This window comes from Amycolatopsis eburnea (genome assembly GCF_003937945.1).
Taxonomy (GTDB): domain Bacteria; phylum Actinomycetota; class Actinomycetes; order Mycobacteriales; family Pseudonocardiaceae; genus Amycolatopsis; species Amycolatopsis eburnea.
This window is the reverse complement of sequence record NZ_RSEC01000066.1, coordinates 52,138-68,056: the sequence shown is the minus strand read 5'-3', so window position 1 is coordinate 68,056 and position 15,919 is coordinate 52,138. Positions and strand designations below refer to the sequence as shown.

18 protein-coding genes are annotated in these 15,919 nt (G+C 72.2%); 11 read left to right on the top strand and 7 right to left on the bottom strand.

The window, feature by feature from the left end:
* Positions 1 to 43: 43 nt before the first annotated feature.
* On the top strand, positions 44 to 2,542 hold the full coding sequence (locus EIY87_RS46360; protein WP_125316480.1) for a DEAD/DEAH box helicase: 2,499 nt from the start codon (positions 44 to 46) through the stop codon (positions 2,540 to 2,542).
* Positions 2,539 to 3,630 carry an SWIM zinc finger family protein gene (locus tag EIY87_RS46355; protein ID WP_125316479.1) on the top strand — a complete coding sequence of 364 codons (1,092 nt, stop codon included), beginning with the start codon at positions 2,539 to 2,541 and terminating at the stop codon, positions 3,628 to 3,630. Before EIY87_RS46360 ends, EIY87_RS46355 begins: the two co-directional genes overlap by 4 nt.
* Positions 3,631 to 3,786: 156 nt before the next feature.
* On the opposite strand, the gene EIY87_RS46350 is transcribed toward EIY87_RS46355, so the two are convergent.
* Positions 3,787 to 5,001 carry an FAD-dependent monooxygenase gene (locus EIY87_RS46350; protein ID WP_125316478.1) on the bottom strand — a complete coding sequence of 405 codons (1,215 nt, stop codon included), beginning with the start codon at positions 4,999 to 5,001 and terminating at the stop codon, positions 3,787 to 3,789.
* A 77-nt stretch (positions 5,002 to 5,078) separates the two neighbouring features.
* Between EIY87_RS46350 and EIY87_RS46345 the strand changes: the two genes are divergently transcribed.
* A complete protein-coding gene (locus EIY87_RS46345) occupies positions 5,079 to 5,612 on the top strand; it encodes a TetR/AcrR family transcriptional regulator (protein ID WP_125316477.1) in 534 nt (177 codons plus the stop codon).
* A gap of 120 nt (positions 5,613 to 5,732) precedes the next feature.
* The gene (locus EIY87_RS46340) at positions 5,733 to 6,224 is read left to right on the top strand and encodes a pyridoxamine 5'-phosphate oxidase family protein (RefSeq protein WP_125316476.1); all 492 of its coding nucleotides are present in this window, start codon (positions 5,733 to 5,735) and stop codon (positions 6,222 to 6,224) included.
* Here the strand turns inward: EIY87_RS46340 and EIY87_RS46335 are convergent.
* Genes EIY87_RS46335 through EIY87_RS46325 form a run of 3 tightly spaced genes read right to left on the bottom strand, consistent with a single transcriptional unit; the run spans position 6,221 to position 8,921 of the window.
* Positions 6,221 to 7,843: an acyl-CoA dehydrogenase family protein gene (locus EIY87_RS46335; RefSeq protein ID WP_125316475.1), complete on the bottom strand. Its 1,623-nt coding sequence runs from the start codon at positions 7,841 to 7,843 to the stop codon at positions 6,221 to 6,223. The genes EIY87_RS46340 and EIY87_RS46335 overlap by 4 nt on opposite strands.
* On the bottom strand, positions 7,827 to 8,432 hold the full coding sequence (locus tag EIY87_RS46330; RefSeq protein ID WP_125316474.1) for a TetR/AcrR family transcriptional regulator: 606 nt from the start codon (positions 8,430 to 8,432) through the stop codon (positions 7,827 to 7,829). The genes EIY87_RS46335 and EIY87_RS46330 overlap by 17 nt, the downstream gene beginning before the upstream one ends.
* 33 nt (positions 8,433 to 8,465) lie before the next feature.
* Entirely contained in the window at positions 8,466 to 8,921 is a 456-nt protein-coding gene (locus tag EIY87_RS46325; protein WP_125316473.1) for an SRPBCC family protein, read from the bottom strand.
* A gap of 74 nt (positions 8,922 to 8,995) precedes the next feature.
* On the opposite strand from EIY87_RS46325, the gene EIY87_RS46320 reads away from it, so the two are divergent.
* The gene (locus EIY87_RS46320; protein ID WP_125316472.1) at positions 8,996 to 9,961 is read left to right on the top strand and encodes an SDR family NAD(P)-dependent oxidoreductase; all 966 of its coding nucleotides are present in this window, start codon (positions 8,996 to 8,998) and stop codon (positions 9,959 to 9,961) included.
* A gap of 3 nt (positions 9,962 to 9,964) precedes the next feature.
* On the opposite strand, the gene EIY87_RS46315 is transcribed toward EIY87_RS46320, so the two are convergent.
* On the bottom strand, positions 9,965 to 10,528 hold the full coding sequence (locus tag EIY87_RS46315; RefSeq protein WP_125316471.1) for a helix-turn-helix domain-containing protein: 564 nt from the start codon (positions 10,526 to 10,528) through the stop codon (positions 9,965 to 9,967).
* A 43-nt stretch (positions 10,529 to 10,571) separates the two neighbouring features.
* Here EIY87_RS46315 and EIY87_RS46310 point away from each other — a divergent pair, with 43 nt between their 5' ends.
* The 5 genes from EIY87_RS46310 to EIY87_RS46290 all read left to right on the top strand — a co-directional run bounded on the left by EIY87_RS46310 (position 10,572) and on the right by EIY87_RS46290 (position 13,860).
* Positions 10,572 to 11,087, top strand: coding sequence for a GNAT family N-acetyltransferase (locus EIY87_RS46310; protein ID WP_125316470.1), 516 nt, complete (start codon positions 10,572 to 10,574; stop codon positions 11,085 to 11,087).
* Positions 11,088 to 11,118: 31 nt separating this feature from the next.
* A complete protein-coding gene (locus tag EIY87_RS46305) occupies positions 11,119 to 11,565 on the top strand; it encodes an SRPBCC domain-containing protein (protein WP_125316469.1) in 447 nt (148 codons plus the stop codon).
* A complete protein-coding gene (locus EIY87_RS46300) occupies positions 11,562 to 11,897 on the top strand; it encodes an ArsR/SmtB family transcription factor (RefSeq protein ID WP_125316468.1) in 336 nt (111 codons plus the stop codon). Before EIY87_RS46305 ends, EIY87_RS46300 begins: the two co-directional genes overlap by 4 nt.
* Before the next feature lie 2 nt (positions 11,898 to 11,899).
* Entirely contained in the window at positions 11,900 to 12,340 is a 441-nt protein-coding gene (locus tag EIY87_RS46295; protein ID WP_125316467.1) for an SRPBCC family protein, read from the top strand.
* A 539-nt stretch (positions 12,341 to 12,879) separates the two neighbouring features.
* A complete protein-coding gene (locus tag EIY87_RS46290; protein ID WP_125316466.1) occupies positions 12,880 to 13,860 on the top strand; it encodes a tyrosine-type recombinase/integrase in 981 nt (326 codons plus the stop codon).
* 5 nt (positions 13,861 to 13,865) lie between these two features.
* Here EIY87_RS46290 and EIY87_RS46285 read toward each other — a convergent pair whose 3' ends face one another.
* The gene (locus EIY87_RS46285) at positions 13,866 to 14,237 is read right to left on the bottom strand and encodes a hypothetical protein (protein WP_125316465.1); all 372 of its coding nucleotides are present in this window, start codon (positions 14,235 to 14,237) and stop codon (positions 13,866 to 13,868) included.
* A gap of 66 nt (positions 14,238 to 14,303) precedes the next feature.
* Here EIY87_RS46285 and EIY87_RS46280 point away from each other — a divergent pair, with 66 nt between their 5' ends.
* Entirely contained in the window at positions 14,304 to 15,095 is a 792-nt protein-coding gene (locus EIY87_RS46280) for a glycerophosphodiester phosphodiesterase (RefSeq protein ID WP_125316464.1), read from the top strand.
* A gap of 1 nt (position 15,096) precedes the next feature.
* Here EIY87_RS46280 and EIY87_RS46275 read toward each other — a convergent pair whose 3' ends face one another.
* The gene (locus EIY87_RS46275) at positions 15,097 to 15,768 is read right to left on the bottom strand and encodes a transglycosylase family protein (protein ID WP_125316463.1); all 672 of its coding nucleotides are present in this window, start codon (positions 15,766 to 15,768) and stop codon (positions 15,097 to 15,099) included.
* Positions 15,769 to 15,919: the final 151 nt, after the last annotated feature.

Genomic DNA, 15,919 nt, shown 5'->3' with positions numbered 1-15,919 from the left:
CGACTTCACACCGGGGGAACCACCGCGGGCCGGGCGGCTCGCCGTGGACGGCCGTGAGCTGTCCATCGTGGACGGGCTCGGGGAACTGCTGCGCGAACCGGACGGGTTCTGGGGAACGGCTGCCACGGCTGCGCTGCGGCTGGTCGCCGCCGGGCGGCTGCTGCCGGGGGTGACCGCGGCCGGGTACGACGCCTGGCGCGTGGGGCCGCTGGAACCGGCGGAAGCCGCGTGGCTGCGCGACCTCGCGGCCGCGATGCCGCCGGACGGCCGGGCGCCGGAGCCGGTGCTGCGGGCGTTCCTCGACGCCGTCGCCGACACGCTGCCCCGCACGCCCGCCGCGGCGAAGGCGGCCGGCAGTCGGTTGTTCGCGGCGGTCGCGCCGCAGCGGGCCGAGCCGTTGCGCGACTGGGCGGACGAGCTGGCCGCGGGCCTGGACTCGGGCATCCGGGTGTCGCTGCGGATCGAGGCGCCCGGCGGGTTCGACGCCGGCCGCTACCGCGCGGTGGTGCAGGTGCACAGCCTGGCCGATCCCGGCCAGGTCGCCGACGCGGCGGAGCTGTGGGAAACCGGCCGGTTCGGGCCGCGGGCGCGCATCGACGTCGTGCTGGCGCTGCGGCGGGGCGCGCAGGTCTGGCCGGCGCTGAGCCCGTTGCTGACTTCGGCGGTGCCGGACGAGCTGGCGCTGGTCGAGGACGAGGTGACCGAGCTGGTCGCGGCCGCGGCCCCGCGGCTGGCGGCGGCCGGGATCGAGGTGCACTGGCCCGCCGAGCTGGCGGGGTCGCTGACGGCGCGGGCCGTGGTCCGTGCCGGCGACGCGCCGGGTGACCTGCCGTCGTTCTTCGGCGGCGGCCGGGCGCTGGAGTTCGACTGGCAGCTCGCGCTGGGCGGTGAGGTGCTGACCGAGGCGGAGCTGGACGAGCTGGCCGAGGCGCGCCGGGCGGTGGTGCGGCTGCGTGACCGGTGGGTGCTGGTCGACCCGGCGCTGGCGGCGAAGGCGCGGGAACGGGTGCTGAAGCCGCTGACGCCGGTGGACGCGCTCGGCGCGGTGCTCACGGGAACCACCGAGGTCGACGGCGAAGCGGTCGAGGTCGTCACCGAGGGCTGGCTGGCGCGGTTGCGGGAACGGCTGTCCGCGCCGCCGGAGCCCGAGGTGCCCCCGGCCGGGCTGGCCGCGCAGCTGCGGGACTACCAGCTGCGCGGGCTGCAGTGGCTGGCCACGGTGACCGGGCTGGGGCTCGGTGGCTGCCTGGCCGACGACATGGGCCTGGGCAAGACGGTCACGCTGATCGCGCTGCACCTGCACCGGGCGTCGGGGCCGACGCTGGTGGTGTGCCCGGCGTCGCTGCTGGGCAACTGGGAACGCGAGATCCGCCGGTTCGCGCCCGGGGTGCCGGTGCGGCGCTTCCACGGCAGCGCCCGCTCGCTGGCGGACCTCGACGGCTTCGTGCTGACGACGTACGGCACGCTGCGCACCGATCCGGCGCCGCTGGCCGCCGTGCGGTGGGGGCTGCTGGTCGCCGACGAGGCCCAGCACGTGAAGAACCACCGCTCGGGCACGGCGAAGGCGTTGCGGCTGGTGCCGGCAGCGGCACGGGTGGCGCTGACCGGCACGCCGGTGGAGAACACGCTCTCGGAGCTGTGGGCGATCCTGGACTGGTCGGCGCCGGGCCTGCTGGGGTCGTTGCCGGAGTTCCGGGAGCGCTGGGCGAAGCCGATCGAGGCCGGGGACCCGGCGGCGGCCGAGCGGCTTTCGCGGCTGCTGCGGCCGTTCCTGCTGCGGCGCCGCAAGTCCGATCCGGGGATCGCGCCCGAGCTGCCGCCGAAGACCGAGACCGACCGGCCGGTGGCGCTGAGCCCGGATCAGGTGGCGCTGTACGAGGCGGTGGTGCGGGAGCTGATGGCCGACATCGCCGCCAGCGACGGGATGGCGCGGCGCGGGCGGATCGTGAAGCTGCTGACCGCGCTCAAGCAGATCTGCAACCACCCCGCGCAGTACCTCAAGGAGCCGGGTGGCCGCTCGGGCAAGCTGGAGCTGCTCGACGAGCTGCTGGACACGATCCTCGCCGAGGGCGGCGCGGTGCTGGTGTTCACCCAGTACGTCGCCATGGCGCGGCTGCTGGAGAAGCACCTGGCCGGGCGCGGGATCGCGACGCAGCTGCTGCACGGCGGGACGCCGGTGGCTCGCCGCGAGGAGCTGGTGGCGCGGTTCCAGGCGGGCGAGGTGCCGGTGTTCCTGCTGTCGCTGAAGGCGGCCGGGACGGGGCTGAACCTGACCCGCGCCGACCACGTCGTGCACTTCGACCGCTGGTGGAACCCGGCGGTGGAGGACCAGGCCACCGACCGGGCCTACCGGATCGGGCAGACGAAACCGGTGCAGGTGCACCGGCTGGTGGCCGAGGGCACGGTCGAGGACCGGATCGCGGCGATGCTGCGGGAGAAGCGGGCGCTGGCGGACGCGGTGCTGGCCGGTGGCGAGGCGGCGTTGACGGAACTGACCGACACCGAGCTCGCGGAGCTCGTCGAACTGAGGAGCCGCGGATGACCGACGACCGGGTGCGCGGGTTCCCCGCGTTCGGGGCGGCCGGGCGGTTCGCCCGTTCGTGGTGGGGGCGGGCGTGGGTGCGCGCGATGGAGGACACCGCGCTGGACCTGCGGCAGCTGAAGAAAGGCCGCCGGTACGCCGCGGCCGGGCTGGTCGGGCCGATCACGGTCAGCCCGGGCCGGATCGCGGCGGTCGTCGAGGACGCCGACGGCGGGCCGTTCCGCACGGAGCTGCGGCTGGCGGAGCTGTCGGACGGCGACTGGACGCGGTTCTTCGACCGGGTGGCGTCGCGGTCGGGGCACCTGGCGGCGCTGCTGGACCGGGACATGCCGCACGACCTGGTCGAGGCGGCGGACGACGCGGGGGTGCACCTGCTGCCTGGGATCGGCGACCTCGACCCGGAGTGCGACTGCCCGGGCTGGGAGCTGCCGTGCTGGCACGCGGCGGCGTTGTCTTTCCAGGCGTCGTGGCTGCTGGACGCGGACCCGTTCGTGCTGCTGCTGATGCGCGGGCGGGGCGAGCGGGAGATCCGGGAGGAGCTGGAAAGCCGGCTGGCGCCGGAGGCCGAGGCCGTCGTCCCGGCCGACCGGACGCCGGGGCCGCTGCCGGACCTGGCGGCGTTCCGGCCGTCGGGCGCGCCGTCGATCCCGGCGGCGCCGGGGGTGCCCGTGGCGGCGTTCGAGCTGCTGGCGGCCAACGCTGCGGCGCAGGCCCAGGCGGTGCTGGCGGGCGAGCCGTGGCCCGGACGGCGGCCCGACGCGGTCCGGCTGGCCGCGCGATTCCCCGCCGTGGCGGAGCGGCTCGGCACGGGTGCCGACTTCGACCGCGCGGTGGCAGCGTGGTCGTTCGGCGGACGCGACGGGCTCGAGGTGCTGGACTCGGCGTGGAGCCCGCCGAAGCCGGTGCTGGCGGCGGCGCGGGCCGCGCTCGCCGGCGAGGACCCGGTGTTCGAGCGCAACCACTGCACGATCGGCGACGTCCAGCTGCGGCTGGATCGCCGTGGCCGGTGGCACCCCTACCGCCGTGAAGGGGACGCCTGGTGGCCGTCGGGACCGCCGGAGACGGATCCGGGGCTGCTCTCGGGCTGAATTCCGCGGAATTCGCGGTATCCAGCGCGGGGGTCGTTGCCTCCTGTCCGCGACGGCGGCGTTCCGCCGGGCCACTGGGGGTGCGGGCGCGCGGGTGCGGCTCTTCCCGCGCGCCCGCCCGGACCTTTCTCGTCGGTGTCCGACCTGCGGCGCTCGTCAGCCCACCGGCGAGACCGCGTAGTCCTTGACCTGCATGGAGTCGTGCATGCGGACGCCGCCGGTGTTCAGCTTCGCGATCGCGCGGCTGACCCCGGCCGGCAGGGCCGAGACGAGCCGGCCGCCGTTGGCCAGTGCCCAGACGCCCAGGCGGGACGCCGGGATCAGGCTCCGGGCCGCGCCGGCGGCGAAAGCACGGCTCTGGCGGACCAGCTCGGCCATCTCCCGTTCGTAGGCGGCGAACGCGCGTTCGTGGTCCCCGCCGGCCGTGGCCAGCTCACCGGCGAGGACATACGCGCCGAGCACGGCCAGGCTCGTGCTGCCGCCGACCGCCGGGCCGGGGCAGTAGCCGGCGTCGCCGACGAGGGTGACGCGGCCACGTGACCAGGACTCCAGCCGCAGCTGGGTGATCGAGTCGAAGTAGAACGGGCCCGGGCCGTCCAGGCCGGCGAGCCAGCCGTCGACCTGCGGGTGCATGCCCGCGTACGCCGCGCGCAGCAGCTCCTTCTGCCGGGGGACGTCGCGGTGGTGGTACTCGAGCTCCTCGTCGCGGCGGAACAGGAACACCGCGCGCGCTTCGTCCAGGTGGCGGGCGCTGTAGATGCCGGCGGTGCGGCCCGGCCCCAGGTGCAGGGTGGTCTCGCCCTCGCCGAGGCCCGCGGTGCCCGGCAGGGACAGCACGGCCAGGTAGGCCCCGATGAACGTCGTCAGCCCGGCTTCCTCGCCGAAGACCAGGCGCCGCACGTTCGAGTGCAGGCCGTCGGCGCCGACGACCACGTCGAAGCGCCGCGGCGGGGCGTGCTCGAAGGTGACGTCGCCGTCGGGGGAAAGGGCGGTGATCGAGTCGCCGAAGAGGTACTCGACGTCGTCGCGGCCGGCGTCGTAGTAGATCTCGCTGAGGTCGTCGCGCATGACTTCGACGTGCCGGTCGGACGTGGCCTGGTAGATCTTCGACAGGTCCACCCGCGCCGGACGGCGGACGCCTTCGCGGTGCAGCGTCATCCGGGTGGTGCCGGTCTTGAGCGCTTCCACGCGCGGCAGGACGCCCATCTTCTCGGTGATGTCCATGGCGGGCCGGAACAGGTCGACGGCGTGGCCGCCGGTCTTGCGCAGCTGCGGGGCGCGTTCGACGACGGTGACGTCGAAGCCGTGACGGGTGAGCCAGTACGCCAGCACCGGCCCGGCGATGCTGGCGCCGGAAACGAGGATCCGCATGAGTACCTCCCTGACTTAACGGTAGGTAAGTTGTACCACGTGTCCTTACCTATCGTTAAGTCAGTTATGCTGTGACCGTGCCGAAACCCTCCGACACCAAGCAGCGCATCCTGGACGTCGCCCGCGAGCTGTTCACCAGCCAGGGCGTCCAGCGCACCAGCCTCCAGGACATCGCCGGCCGGCTGGGCATCACCAAACCCGCCCTCTACTACCACTTCCCGTCCCGCGACGACCTGGTCCGCAGCATCGTCCAGCCGATGCTCGACGACGGCGAGCAGTTCCTCCTCGCCCAGGAAGCCCGCGGCGACGCGCCGGTGCGGGAGCTGATCGAGGGGTTCTTCGACTTCAACTACCGCCACCGCGCGGACGTCATCATGCTGCTGGCCGAGATGCCGACGCTGGCCGACCTCGGCCTGATCGACAAGGCACTGGGCTGGCGCACCCGGCTCACCACGCTGATCTGCGGCCCGTCGCCCACGCTCGAGCAACAGGCCCGCGCGATCCTCGCGCTGGGCGGCCTGCAGGACGTCTGCATGCAGTTCCCCGACGCCCCCGTCGAAGACCTCAAAGCCGCCGCGGTCGCCGGCGCCCTCGACGCGCTCGGCGGCTGATGTCGAAACCCGGATCGCGGCTCCGTGACGCGCTCGGCGGCTGATGTCGAAACCCGGATCGCGGCTCCGTCCCAGGGGTAGCAGCGGCCACCACGGGCCGCCCCGGCACCGGAGGACACCATGGAGCAGCACGCGATCACCGAGGTTCTGAACCGCCCGTACGCCAAGGAGCTGCTGGCCCGCGACATCACCCGCCTGGCCTACGTCGCCCAGGACGGCACCCCGCGTTCGGTCCCGATGGCGTTCACCTGGAACGGCTCGGAGATCGTCATGTGCACCGCGAAGAACATGCCGAAGCTGCGCTCCCTGCGCGCGAACCCGGCCGTCGCCCTCACCATCGACACCGAATCCCACCCGCCGAGGATCCTGCTGATCCGCGGCCGCGTCGAACTCGACGTCGTCGACGGCATCCCCGCCGAGTACCTGCAGATGAACGGCAGCTACGAGATGACGCCCGAGCAGCGCGTCGAGTGGGAGCGCGAGGTGCGCTCGCTCTACGACGGCATGGTCCGGATCGTCGTCACCCCGACCTGGGCGAAGCTCATCGACTTCGAGGAGACCCTGCCCAGCGCGGTCGAGGAGCTGGCCCGGCAGCGCGCCGAACGCGGCTAGCGGACGGCGGCGCGCTCGAGGATCGCTCCCGTGTCGACGCCGGCCGGGAGCGTGCCGAACGCGATGCCCCAGTCCCCGCCGAAGCGGGAGGCGCAGAACGCGTCCGCGACCGCCGGGTGGCCGTGGCGCACCAGCAGCGAACCCTGCAGGACCAGCGCCATCGACTCGACCACCCGCCGCGCCCGGTACTCGATCGCCGCCAGGTCGGTCAGCTCCTTCTTGAGCCGGTCGACGGCGTCGTCCAGCCGCGCGTCGCCACCGGCGGCCTGCTCGACCTCGGTGAAGAACGCCGCCACCGATTCGGGCTGCTTGCCCATGGCGCGCAACGCGTCCAGCGCCGCCACGTTGCCCGAGCCCTCCCAGATGGACGACAGCGGGGCCTCGCGGTAGAGCCGCGGCATGCCCGACTCCTCGACGTAGCCGTTGCCGCCGAAGCATTCCAGGGCCTCGGCGGCGTGCACCGGCGCGCGCTTGCACACCCAGTACTTCGACACCGCCAGCCCGAGCCGCCGGAACGCCTGCTCCTGCGGGTCGCCGGGCCGGTCACCCGCCGCGGCCAGCCGCATCGCCACCGTCGTCGCCGCCTCGGACTCGACCACCAGGTCGGCCAGCACGTTGGCCATCAGCGGCTGGTCGACCAGAGCCTTGCCGAACGCGTGGCGGTGGGTCGCGTGGTGCACCGCGCGGACCGTGCCCAGCCGCATCCCGGACGCGCTGCCCAGCGTGCAGTCCAGCCGGGTGTTGTTGACCATCTCGATGATCGTGCGGACCCCGCGGCCCTCTTCGCCGACCAGCCAGCCCACGGCGTTGTCGTACTCGATCTCCGACGACGCGTTCGACCGGTTGCCCAGCTTGTCCTTCAGCCGCTGCAGCCGGATCGGGTTGCGGGAGCCGTCGGGCAGGACGCGGGGGAGCAGGAAGCACGACAGCCCGCCCGGGGCCTGCGCCAGCGTGAGGAACATGTCCGACATCGGCGCGGAGGTGAACCACTTGTGCCCGACGAGGGTGTAGCTGCCGTCCGCGCTCGGGGTCGCCGTGGTCGTGTTGGCGCGGACGTCCGAGCCGCCCTGCTTCTCGGTCATCGACATGCCCGCGATCAGGCCGCGCTTGGTGCCCGGCTCGCGCAGCCCGAAGTCGTACTCGGTCGCGGCCAGCAGCGGCTCGTACCGCGCGGCCAGCTCCGGGTTGGCCCGCAGCGCCGGGATCGCCGCGTAGGTCATCGAGATCGGGCAGCTGTGGCCGAACTCGGCCTGGCCCCACACGTAGAACTTCGCCGCCCTCGCCGCGTGCGCTCCCGCGCGCTCGTCCCGCCACGGCGTGCCGTGCAGGCCGTGCGACACCGCGACGTTCATGAGCTCGTGCCAGTACGGGTGGAACTCGACCTCGTCGATCCGGTTGCCGTAGCGGTCGTGCGTGCGCAGCACCGGCTCGTTCTCGTTGACCAGCCGGCCCCACTCCTGGACCCGCTCGCTCCCGGCCAGCCGGCCCAGCTCGTGCACCTCACCGGCCGCCCACCCGGCACCGGCCCGCTCGAGCCCTTCCAGCAGCGCCGGGTCGTCCCCGACGTCGTGGCCGGCCAGCGGCGGGACCTGGTTGGTGACCTCATGCGTGGCGGGCATCGGAACCTCCTAGAGCGCGGACGACGAACGTGCGGAGCTCGGCGACGTCACCGGCGTTGCCGCTGGTCAACGGGCCGATCAGGACTTCGGCGGCGGCCCCGACCAGCGCGGCGGCGGTCAGCCGGCCATCCTGTGGCGGCAGCACCCCCGCCTTGACACCGGCCGCGACGTGCTCGGCGACCACCTCGGTGAACGCGCGCCGGAACTCGAGCCGCTCGGCGTCGATCAGCGCGTCGACCGGCTCGGCGAGCAGCGCGTAAGCCTGCCGAGGCGCCTTCAGCGCGCGCTGGGCGAAGGTCTCGAACACGGCCAGGACCCGCTCGGCGGGCTCACCCGGCCGCGCGGACGCCGCCCGCACGGCTTCGACCTCCCGCGTCACGACCTGCCGGAACACGTGCACGACCAGATCGGCCTTCGTGGGGAAGTGCCGGTAAACGCTGCCCACGGCCACCCCGGCGCGCTCGGCGACCGCGGCGACGGAACACCCGCTGTAGCCGTGCTCGGCGAGCTGCTCGGTCGCCGCGGCGACGATCGTCTCGCGCTGGGCGTCCAGGCGTTCCTGCACCTTCGGGGTGCGGCGGTAGGGCACGTCAAGAAGTGAAGCACTGATTCACCGCTTCAGTCAACGCTCCAGCAGCCGCTTCGCACCCCGGACCTCCGCCTCGACGTCGGCGCGGAGCTTGCGACGCAGCACCGGTTCGGCCAGCCAGCGCAGGGGAGCGGCGAACCCGAACGCGATCCGCCGGGTCACCCGAGTCCCACCGGCAACCGGCACGCACGCGAAGGACGCTTCGAACGTCGACACCCGCCGCGCCAGCCGGTTCTCCGCCCGGTCGGGCAGACGCACGTCGACGCGCTCACCCGGCGTCAGCGTCATCCTCGACACGACTTTCGGGCCCGGCCCCAGCCCGGGCAACGCCGACCGAAACCGGAACTCGGTGACGTCGCCATCCCGGCGCACCCAGTCGATCGGCCCGACCTTGCGGTCGACCTCCGCGTACCGCCGCGGGTCCATCACCAGGGCCAGGAAAGCCTCGGGGGTGCACGACACGATCTCTTCCACGGTCACATCCACCATGGAAAAAGGGTAGTTTCTCGCCGCACCCGCCAAGCCTTGCGCTGGAGCGCACTCCAGCTCCTACCGTCGAAACCATGACCACCCCGCAGCACAAGATCGGCTCCGGCTTCGGCGCCACCAGCACCGCCGCCGAAGTCCTCGACGGCATCGACCTCACCGGCACGCTCGCCCTCGTCACCGGCGGCTACTCCGGCATCGGCCTCGAAACCACCCGCGCCCTCACCGGCGCCGGCGCCCGCGTGATCGTCCCCGCCCGGCGCCGCGCCACCGCCGAAACCGCGCTCGACGGCATCGCCGAAGTCGACGAACTCGACCTCGGCGACCTCGACAGCGTCGACGCCTTCACCGACCGCTTCCTCGCCACCGGCCGCCGGCTCGACCTCGTCATCGACAGCGCCGGCATCATGGCCTGCCCCGAAACCCGCGTCGGCCCCGGCTGGGAAGCCCAGTTCGCCACCAACCACCTCGGCCACTTCGCCCTGGTCAACCGCCTCTGGCCGGCCATCGCCGACGGCGCACGCGTCGTCTCCGTCTCCTCCCGCGGCCACCACTTCTCACCCATCCGCTGGGCCGACCCCCACTTCCAAACCGGCTACGACAAGTGGCTCGCCTACGGCCAGGCCAAAACCGCCAACATCCTCTTCGCCGTCCACCTCGACCGCTTCGGCCGCGACCGCGGCGTACGCGCCTTCGCCCTGCACCCCGGCTCCATCCTCACCAACCTCGCCCGCCACATCCCACAGGAAGAACGCGTCGCCCAAGGCTGGGTCGACGAGAACGGCGTCCCCAGTGGCTACTTCAAGACCCCCGAAGCCGGCGCCGCCACCCAGGTCTGGGCCGCCACCTCACCCCGCCTCGACGGCATGGGCGGCGTCTACCTCGAAGACTGCGACATCGCCGAACGCGCACCCGACGACGACGGCATCACCGACGTCGGGCTCCGCGTCGGCGTCCGCGACTACGCCATCGACCCCGCCGAAGCCGCCCGCCTCTGGACGCTCTCGGCCGAGCTCACCGGCGTCGACGCAACGTCCCGCTGAGCCTCAAGCGGCGTGCTTGACCAGCGCCACCAGATAACGGCAGGGGAGCGCGCCCGGGTTCGCGAACACGCAGTCCGACGGCGCGCCCAGCTGCAGGCAGTCCCCGGCGGCCAGCTCGTGCACCCGCGCGCCCTCGTGGAACCGCAACCGCCCGGCCAGCACCCAGATCTGCTGGTGCAGGAATGCGTACGTCCCCGCCGCCATCGGCACCTCCGCGCCCGGCGGCAGCTCGACCTCCACCAGCTCCAGCGGACGGCCACCGGCGGGGGAGACCGCGCGGCGGCGGTAGCCGGTCTCCGGGTCCACCCACACCGGCTGCTCCGCCGCGCGCACCAGCCGCCGCTCGTCACCCTCGGCCCGCGCGATCAGCTCCGACAGCGTCAGGCCCAGCGCGTCCGACAGCTTCGCCAGCAACGCCGCCGTCGGCTGCACGTCACCCCGCTCGATCTTGCCGATCATCCCGCGCGACACCCCCGACCGGTCGGCGAGCGCGGCGGCCGAAAGACCACGGGACGTCCGGGTGGCGTGCACGGTCGCCGCCAAGCGGGCGGACAGGGGATCGGTCATAACCCTGGATACTATACGACTCATCGTGGCTACCATATGAGCCATGATTCGCGACGCCACCCCTGAAGACGCCCCTGCCTGCGCGGCCCTCTACGCGCCCTACGTCACCGACACCGCCATCTCCTTCGAGACCGAACCACCCGACGACGCCGAAATGGCCCGCCGCATCACCGCGGCCCACGCCTGGTTCGTCCTCGACGACGACGGCCACGTCGCCGGATACGCCTACGCGACCCCCTTCGCCGCCCGCGCCGCCTACCGGTGGTCGTGCGAAACGAGCATCTACCTCGAACGCGGCCGCCGCCGCACCGGAGCCGGGCGCGCCCTGTACGAGACGCTGTTCGAGCGGCTGCGCGAGCGCGGGTTCCACCGCGCCTTCGCCGGCATGACCCTGCCCAACGAAGCCAGCGCCGGGCTGCACCGCGCCCTCGGCTTCGAACCCGCCGGCGTCTACCGCCGCGTCGGCTGGAAGCACGGCTCCTGGCACGACGTCGCCTGGGTCCAGCGCGACCTCAACGCAACTGAAGGTTGCACATCGCCGCCGACCGGGCTACCGTGACAAGCAACCAAACGTTGCACAAGGAGCAGGCATGGACCACGGCACCCTCGAACGCGAAATCCACATCGACGCCACCCCCGACGTCGTCTTCGACGTCGTCAGCAACCCCGAACACGTCCGCGAATGGTGGCCCGACGAGGCCGAATACCCCGTCGAACCCGGGGGAGAAGGCCACATCGCCTTCGACGGCCACCCCGTCCGCTTCACCGTCGTCGACGCCATCCCGCCCAAGCTCTTCTCCTTCCGCTGGACCCACGCCGAAGGGGAGACCGCCGCACCTGGCAACTCCTTCCTCGTCGTCTTCGAACTCGAACCCGCCGGCACCGGCACCCGCCTGCGCATGACCGAAACCGGCTTCCGCGAACGCGGCTGGGACGAAGCCAAGATCGCCGCGGAATACGCCGACCACGAAAGCGGCTGGGACCACTTCCTGCCCCGGATCCCCGCCGTCACCGCCAAGGTGGGAGCCACCTCGTGACCACCGTCGTGGACGACGACCTCTGGTCGGCCATCGGCGACCCCACCCGCCGCCGCATGCTCGACCTCCTGCTCAGCGAAGGGCGGGGAACCGCCACCAGCCTCAGCGAACACCTCCCGGTGACCCGCCAGGCCGTCGCCAAGCACCTCGCCGTCCTCGACCGCGCAGGCCTCGTCCACGCGCAGGCCGAAGGCCGCGAAAAGCAGTTCCGCGTCGACGAAACCCAGCTCGCCCGCGCCGTCGCCCAGCTCGCCGACGTCGGCAACGCCTGGGACGCCCGGCTCCGCCGCATCAAGCACATCGCCGAAACCATCGAACGGAAGAAGCAGTAGAAATGGACATCCTGCACCGCATCGGCATCCAGCACGCCACCCCGGAGAAGGTCTACGACGCGCTCACCACGATCGACGGCCTCGCCGGCTGGTGGACGGAGAAAACCGAGGGGGAGACCGGCGTCGGCGGCGTCATCGCCTTCCGCTTCATCCCGGGCGGCTTCGACATGAAGGTCATCGAGCAGGAGCCTGGCCGGCTCGTCCGCTGGGAGGTCGTCGAAGGACCGCCGGAGTGGATCGGCACGACGATCAGGTGGGACCTGGAGCAGCGCGACGACTACACGATCGTCCTGTTCAAGCACGAGGGCTGGCGCGAGGCCGCCGAGTTCATGCACCACTGCAGCACGAAGTGGGCGATCTACCTGATGAGCCTCAAGCAGCTCGTCGAGACCGGGGAAGGCGCCCCGGCACCGCGGGACGTGATGATCAGCGACTGGCACTGACGTTACTTGACATAATGTACATTATCGGCACTTGAGGACACGCTGGGGCGGACGGCCGGGAGGGGTGCCCGCCGTCCGCCACCGGGGGTTGCACATCGAGTTCGTCAGAACAGCTTCTCCTGAGGTTTCTCGCCGTCCCGTTCCTGGTATCGGAAGCCAGGCGCCGCTGAGGGCACGTTCTGAGGGACCAGGAGCATCCCCTGGGGCCGCGGATCCGATGTCCAGCCACTCGACCCTAAAACGTCACGGTGACGAAACTCTACGGAGGGAGTTGCCTCGGGACAGCCTTCGACACGGCGGACCGTCTCGGACACCCGGGCCACCCGGACCCCTAGGCGGTCCGCCGGCGATCGAGCCAGTCGAACAGGTGTACGCATCCCTACTGTGAGGCGCGAAAGGGCGGACTTGGGGCCGAAATCGTCTCCGAGAGAGTCTCAGCATCCCCCGGGAGGACCGTTCCGGACTAAACCGACATTTCATGCATAATTGCCATTATGCATGAAATGTCGGGGGACCCGGACACCGGAATTGTCGGTGGTGTGCGGTACAAGATCCACATGAGGCTTTCCGAGGCACAGCAAGCCTTCTTCGCCGCCCGCCGGCCGCGCAAGGACTCGCCGCACACCACCGACGCCTACCGGCGGGACCTCGCCGGGATCACCACTCTCCTGGCTTCGGAGCTGGGCCGCCCGGCCGAGGATCTGGAGGTCGCCGAGCTGACGGGTCCGGCGCTGCGGTCGGCGTTCGGCGCGTTCGCGGACGGGCACGCGAAGAGCTCGGTGCTGCGGGCGTGGTCGACGTGGAACCAGTTCCTGACGTTCTGCGTGGCGGACGGTTTGCTGCCGGGCAATCCGATGGGTGCGGTGGCGCGGCCGCGGACGCCGGCGTTGACGCCGAAGCCGTTGCGGGGTGAGGAAACCCCGGAGCAGCTGCTGTCGGCGGCGGCCGCGGGTTCGCGGCGCGCGCGGGATCCGTGGCCGGAGCGGGACGTGCTGGTGATCGCGCTGGGGCTGGTGGCGGGGTTGCGGGCGGCGGAGATGCGCGCGTTGTCGTCGCGGTCGCTGGTGGGGCGCGCGGGTGAGCTGCGGTTGCACGTGAAGGGGAAGGGCAGCCGGGATCGGTCGATCCCGGTGCAGCCGGTGCTGGCGGAGCTGATCGAGCGGTACCGGGAGTCGTGCCGGGTGCGGTTCCCGAACGCGCGGTTCTCCCCCGGTTCGCCGTTGCTGCTGGATCGGGCGGGTGAGCCGATCGGGCGGGGTGCGCTGGAGTACCTGGTGAAGTCGTGTTACCGGGGTGCGGGGTTGCACGACCGGGTTCCGGTGGGGGCGAACTTGCACGCGTTGCGGCACACGTTCGCGACGCGGTTGGCGGAGGACGGGGCGACGGCTTCGGAGATCATGGCGTTGCTGGGGCACGCGAGCTTGGCGACGAGTCAGAACTACATCGAGGCGACGGGTCGGGAGCAGCGTGCGGCGGCGGCGAGCAACCGGACGTACCGGGCGTTGGACGGGCTGGGGTGACGGGGTCAGCGGAGTTGTTCGAGGTCTTTGGCGGCGCGGGCGATTTCGTCGGCGAGGCCGCGTAGTTCGCGGGGGGCGGCGCCGTCGTCGACGGCGGTGACGATGTCTTCGGCGGCGCAGCGCAGCTGGAAGAGGCGGTCCTGCAGGGCGGCGATCTCGGTGTCGGAGAGGACGACGGCGTCTTCGGGCAGTCCGCTGCGTTGCAGTGCGGTGCGGCGTTCGTAGGCGCGTTGGCGGCAGGATTGGCCGCAGTACCGGCGCCGTCGGCCGACGTTGCCGGCTTCCGGGAGGCGGCGGCCGCACCAGCCGCAGTGCTTGGGGGCGCCGCGGCGGGCCGGGACGGGTTCGAGCTGGGTCAGTTCGGCGGCTTCCCTCACCCCGGAGACCCTAGCTGGCCACCGCCGGGTCATGCCGGGGTCATGGCGGAAGTGCACACTTGGGGGATGCAGCCGTCGTTCCCGTACCTGGCCGATCCGCTCCCCCGTGCCTTCGCGCACCGGGGGTGGCACCTCGATGAGCTGGACGGTTTGGAGAATTCGCTGCCGGCGTTCCAGCGGGCGTGCGCGGAGGGGTACCGGTACCTCGAGACGGACGTGCACGCGACGGCGGACGGTGTGGTGGTGGTGCACCACGACCCGGACCTCGATCGGACGACCGATGGGGCCGGGGCGATCGCGACGAAGACGTGGGCGCAGCTGAAGGACGTGAAGATCGGCGGGAAGGTGCCGTTGTCGCGGCTGGAGGATGTGCTGGAGGAGCTGCCGGGCGCGCGGTTCAACATCGATGTGAAGGCCGATCAGGCGGTGGAGCCGTTCGTGCGGGTGCTGGAGCGGACGGGGGCGCACGACCGAGTGGCGGCGGCGGCGTTTTCGGACGCGCGGCTGGTGCGGTTGCGGAAGCTGGCGGGGCCGAAGCTGGCGACGGCGATGGGGCCGCGGTCGGCGTTGGCGTTGTGGGCGCGGGGGAAGCTGCCGCTGCTCCCCCTCGGGCGGCTGGTGCTGGGGGCGATGGCGCAGGTGCCGGTGCGGCAGGGCGCGTTGCGGGTGGTGGACAAGGCGTTCCTGGCGATGGCGGGCCGGTCCGGGATCGAGGTGCACACGTGGACGATCGACGATCCGGCGGAGATGCGGATGCTGCTGGACCTGGGGGTGCACGGGATCGTCACGGACCGGCCGGACCTGCTGCGTGAGGTGCTGATCGAGCGGGGTGCGTGGCAGCGGTCGCAGGAGGCGTGAGTCAGCGGGGTGGTTTGCCCTGCCAGGCGGCGGTCCAGGTCTTGGGGCCGAGCCGGCCGCTGTCGTTGATGCCGTTGGCGCGCTGGAGGTCGAGGACGGCGGTGCGGGTCTTGTCGTAGTAGCAGCCGGTGCCGGTGAAGCCGTAGCCGTAGGCGTTCATGCGGAGCTGGAAGGCTTTGAGCGGGGCGGCGCAGTCGCCGTAGGCGTAGACGACGCCGGGCCAGGCGGGCATGGGGCCGCCGGGTGCGGGTGGGGTGGGTGCGGGGGCCGGTCCCCCGCCGATGTAGGCGGAGTCGGCGTAGGTGGGGATGCGCTTGCTGCGGGCGTCGGCGTCGCCGGTGAGCTTGAGCATGCCGGCGCACTGCCAGGGTTGCCAGCCGCGCATGCGGTAGAGGTAGAGGGCGCGGTAGTCCTGTTCGGCGGGTGCGGCCTGGTCGGGGCGGCCGGTGCCGCCGACGCTGCGCCAGGTGGGCAGGTCGAACTGGTAGGCGCCGTAGTAGCCGTTGCCGGTGTTGGTGGCGTAGCGGCCGCTGGATTCGCACATGCGGAGCTTGGCCCAGGTCGTCGACGCGGGGTCCGCGGTGGCGACGGCGGGGACGGTCAGCTGCAGACCCATGGCGGCGAGGGCGAGGAGCAGGACTCTCGCGGTGGTGCGTCTCCGGATCTGGATCATGCGAGCACAGTAGGAGTGTGTCCCACTGACCACAAGGGACACACTGCGCACCTCAGTCTCACATGAAACTCTGTTCACTCCTGTTCGCGACACGCCGGGCGGGCCGGACCGTGATTGCCTCGGAAGTGGCGGATCGGCGCGAAGCGACAAA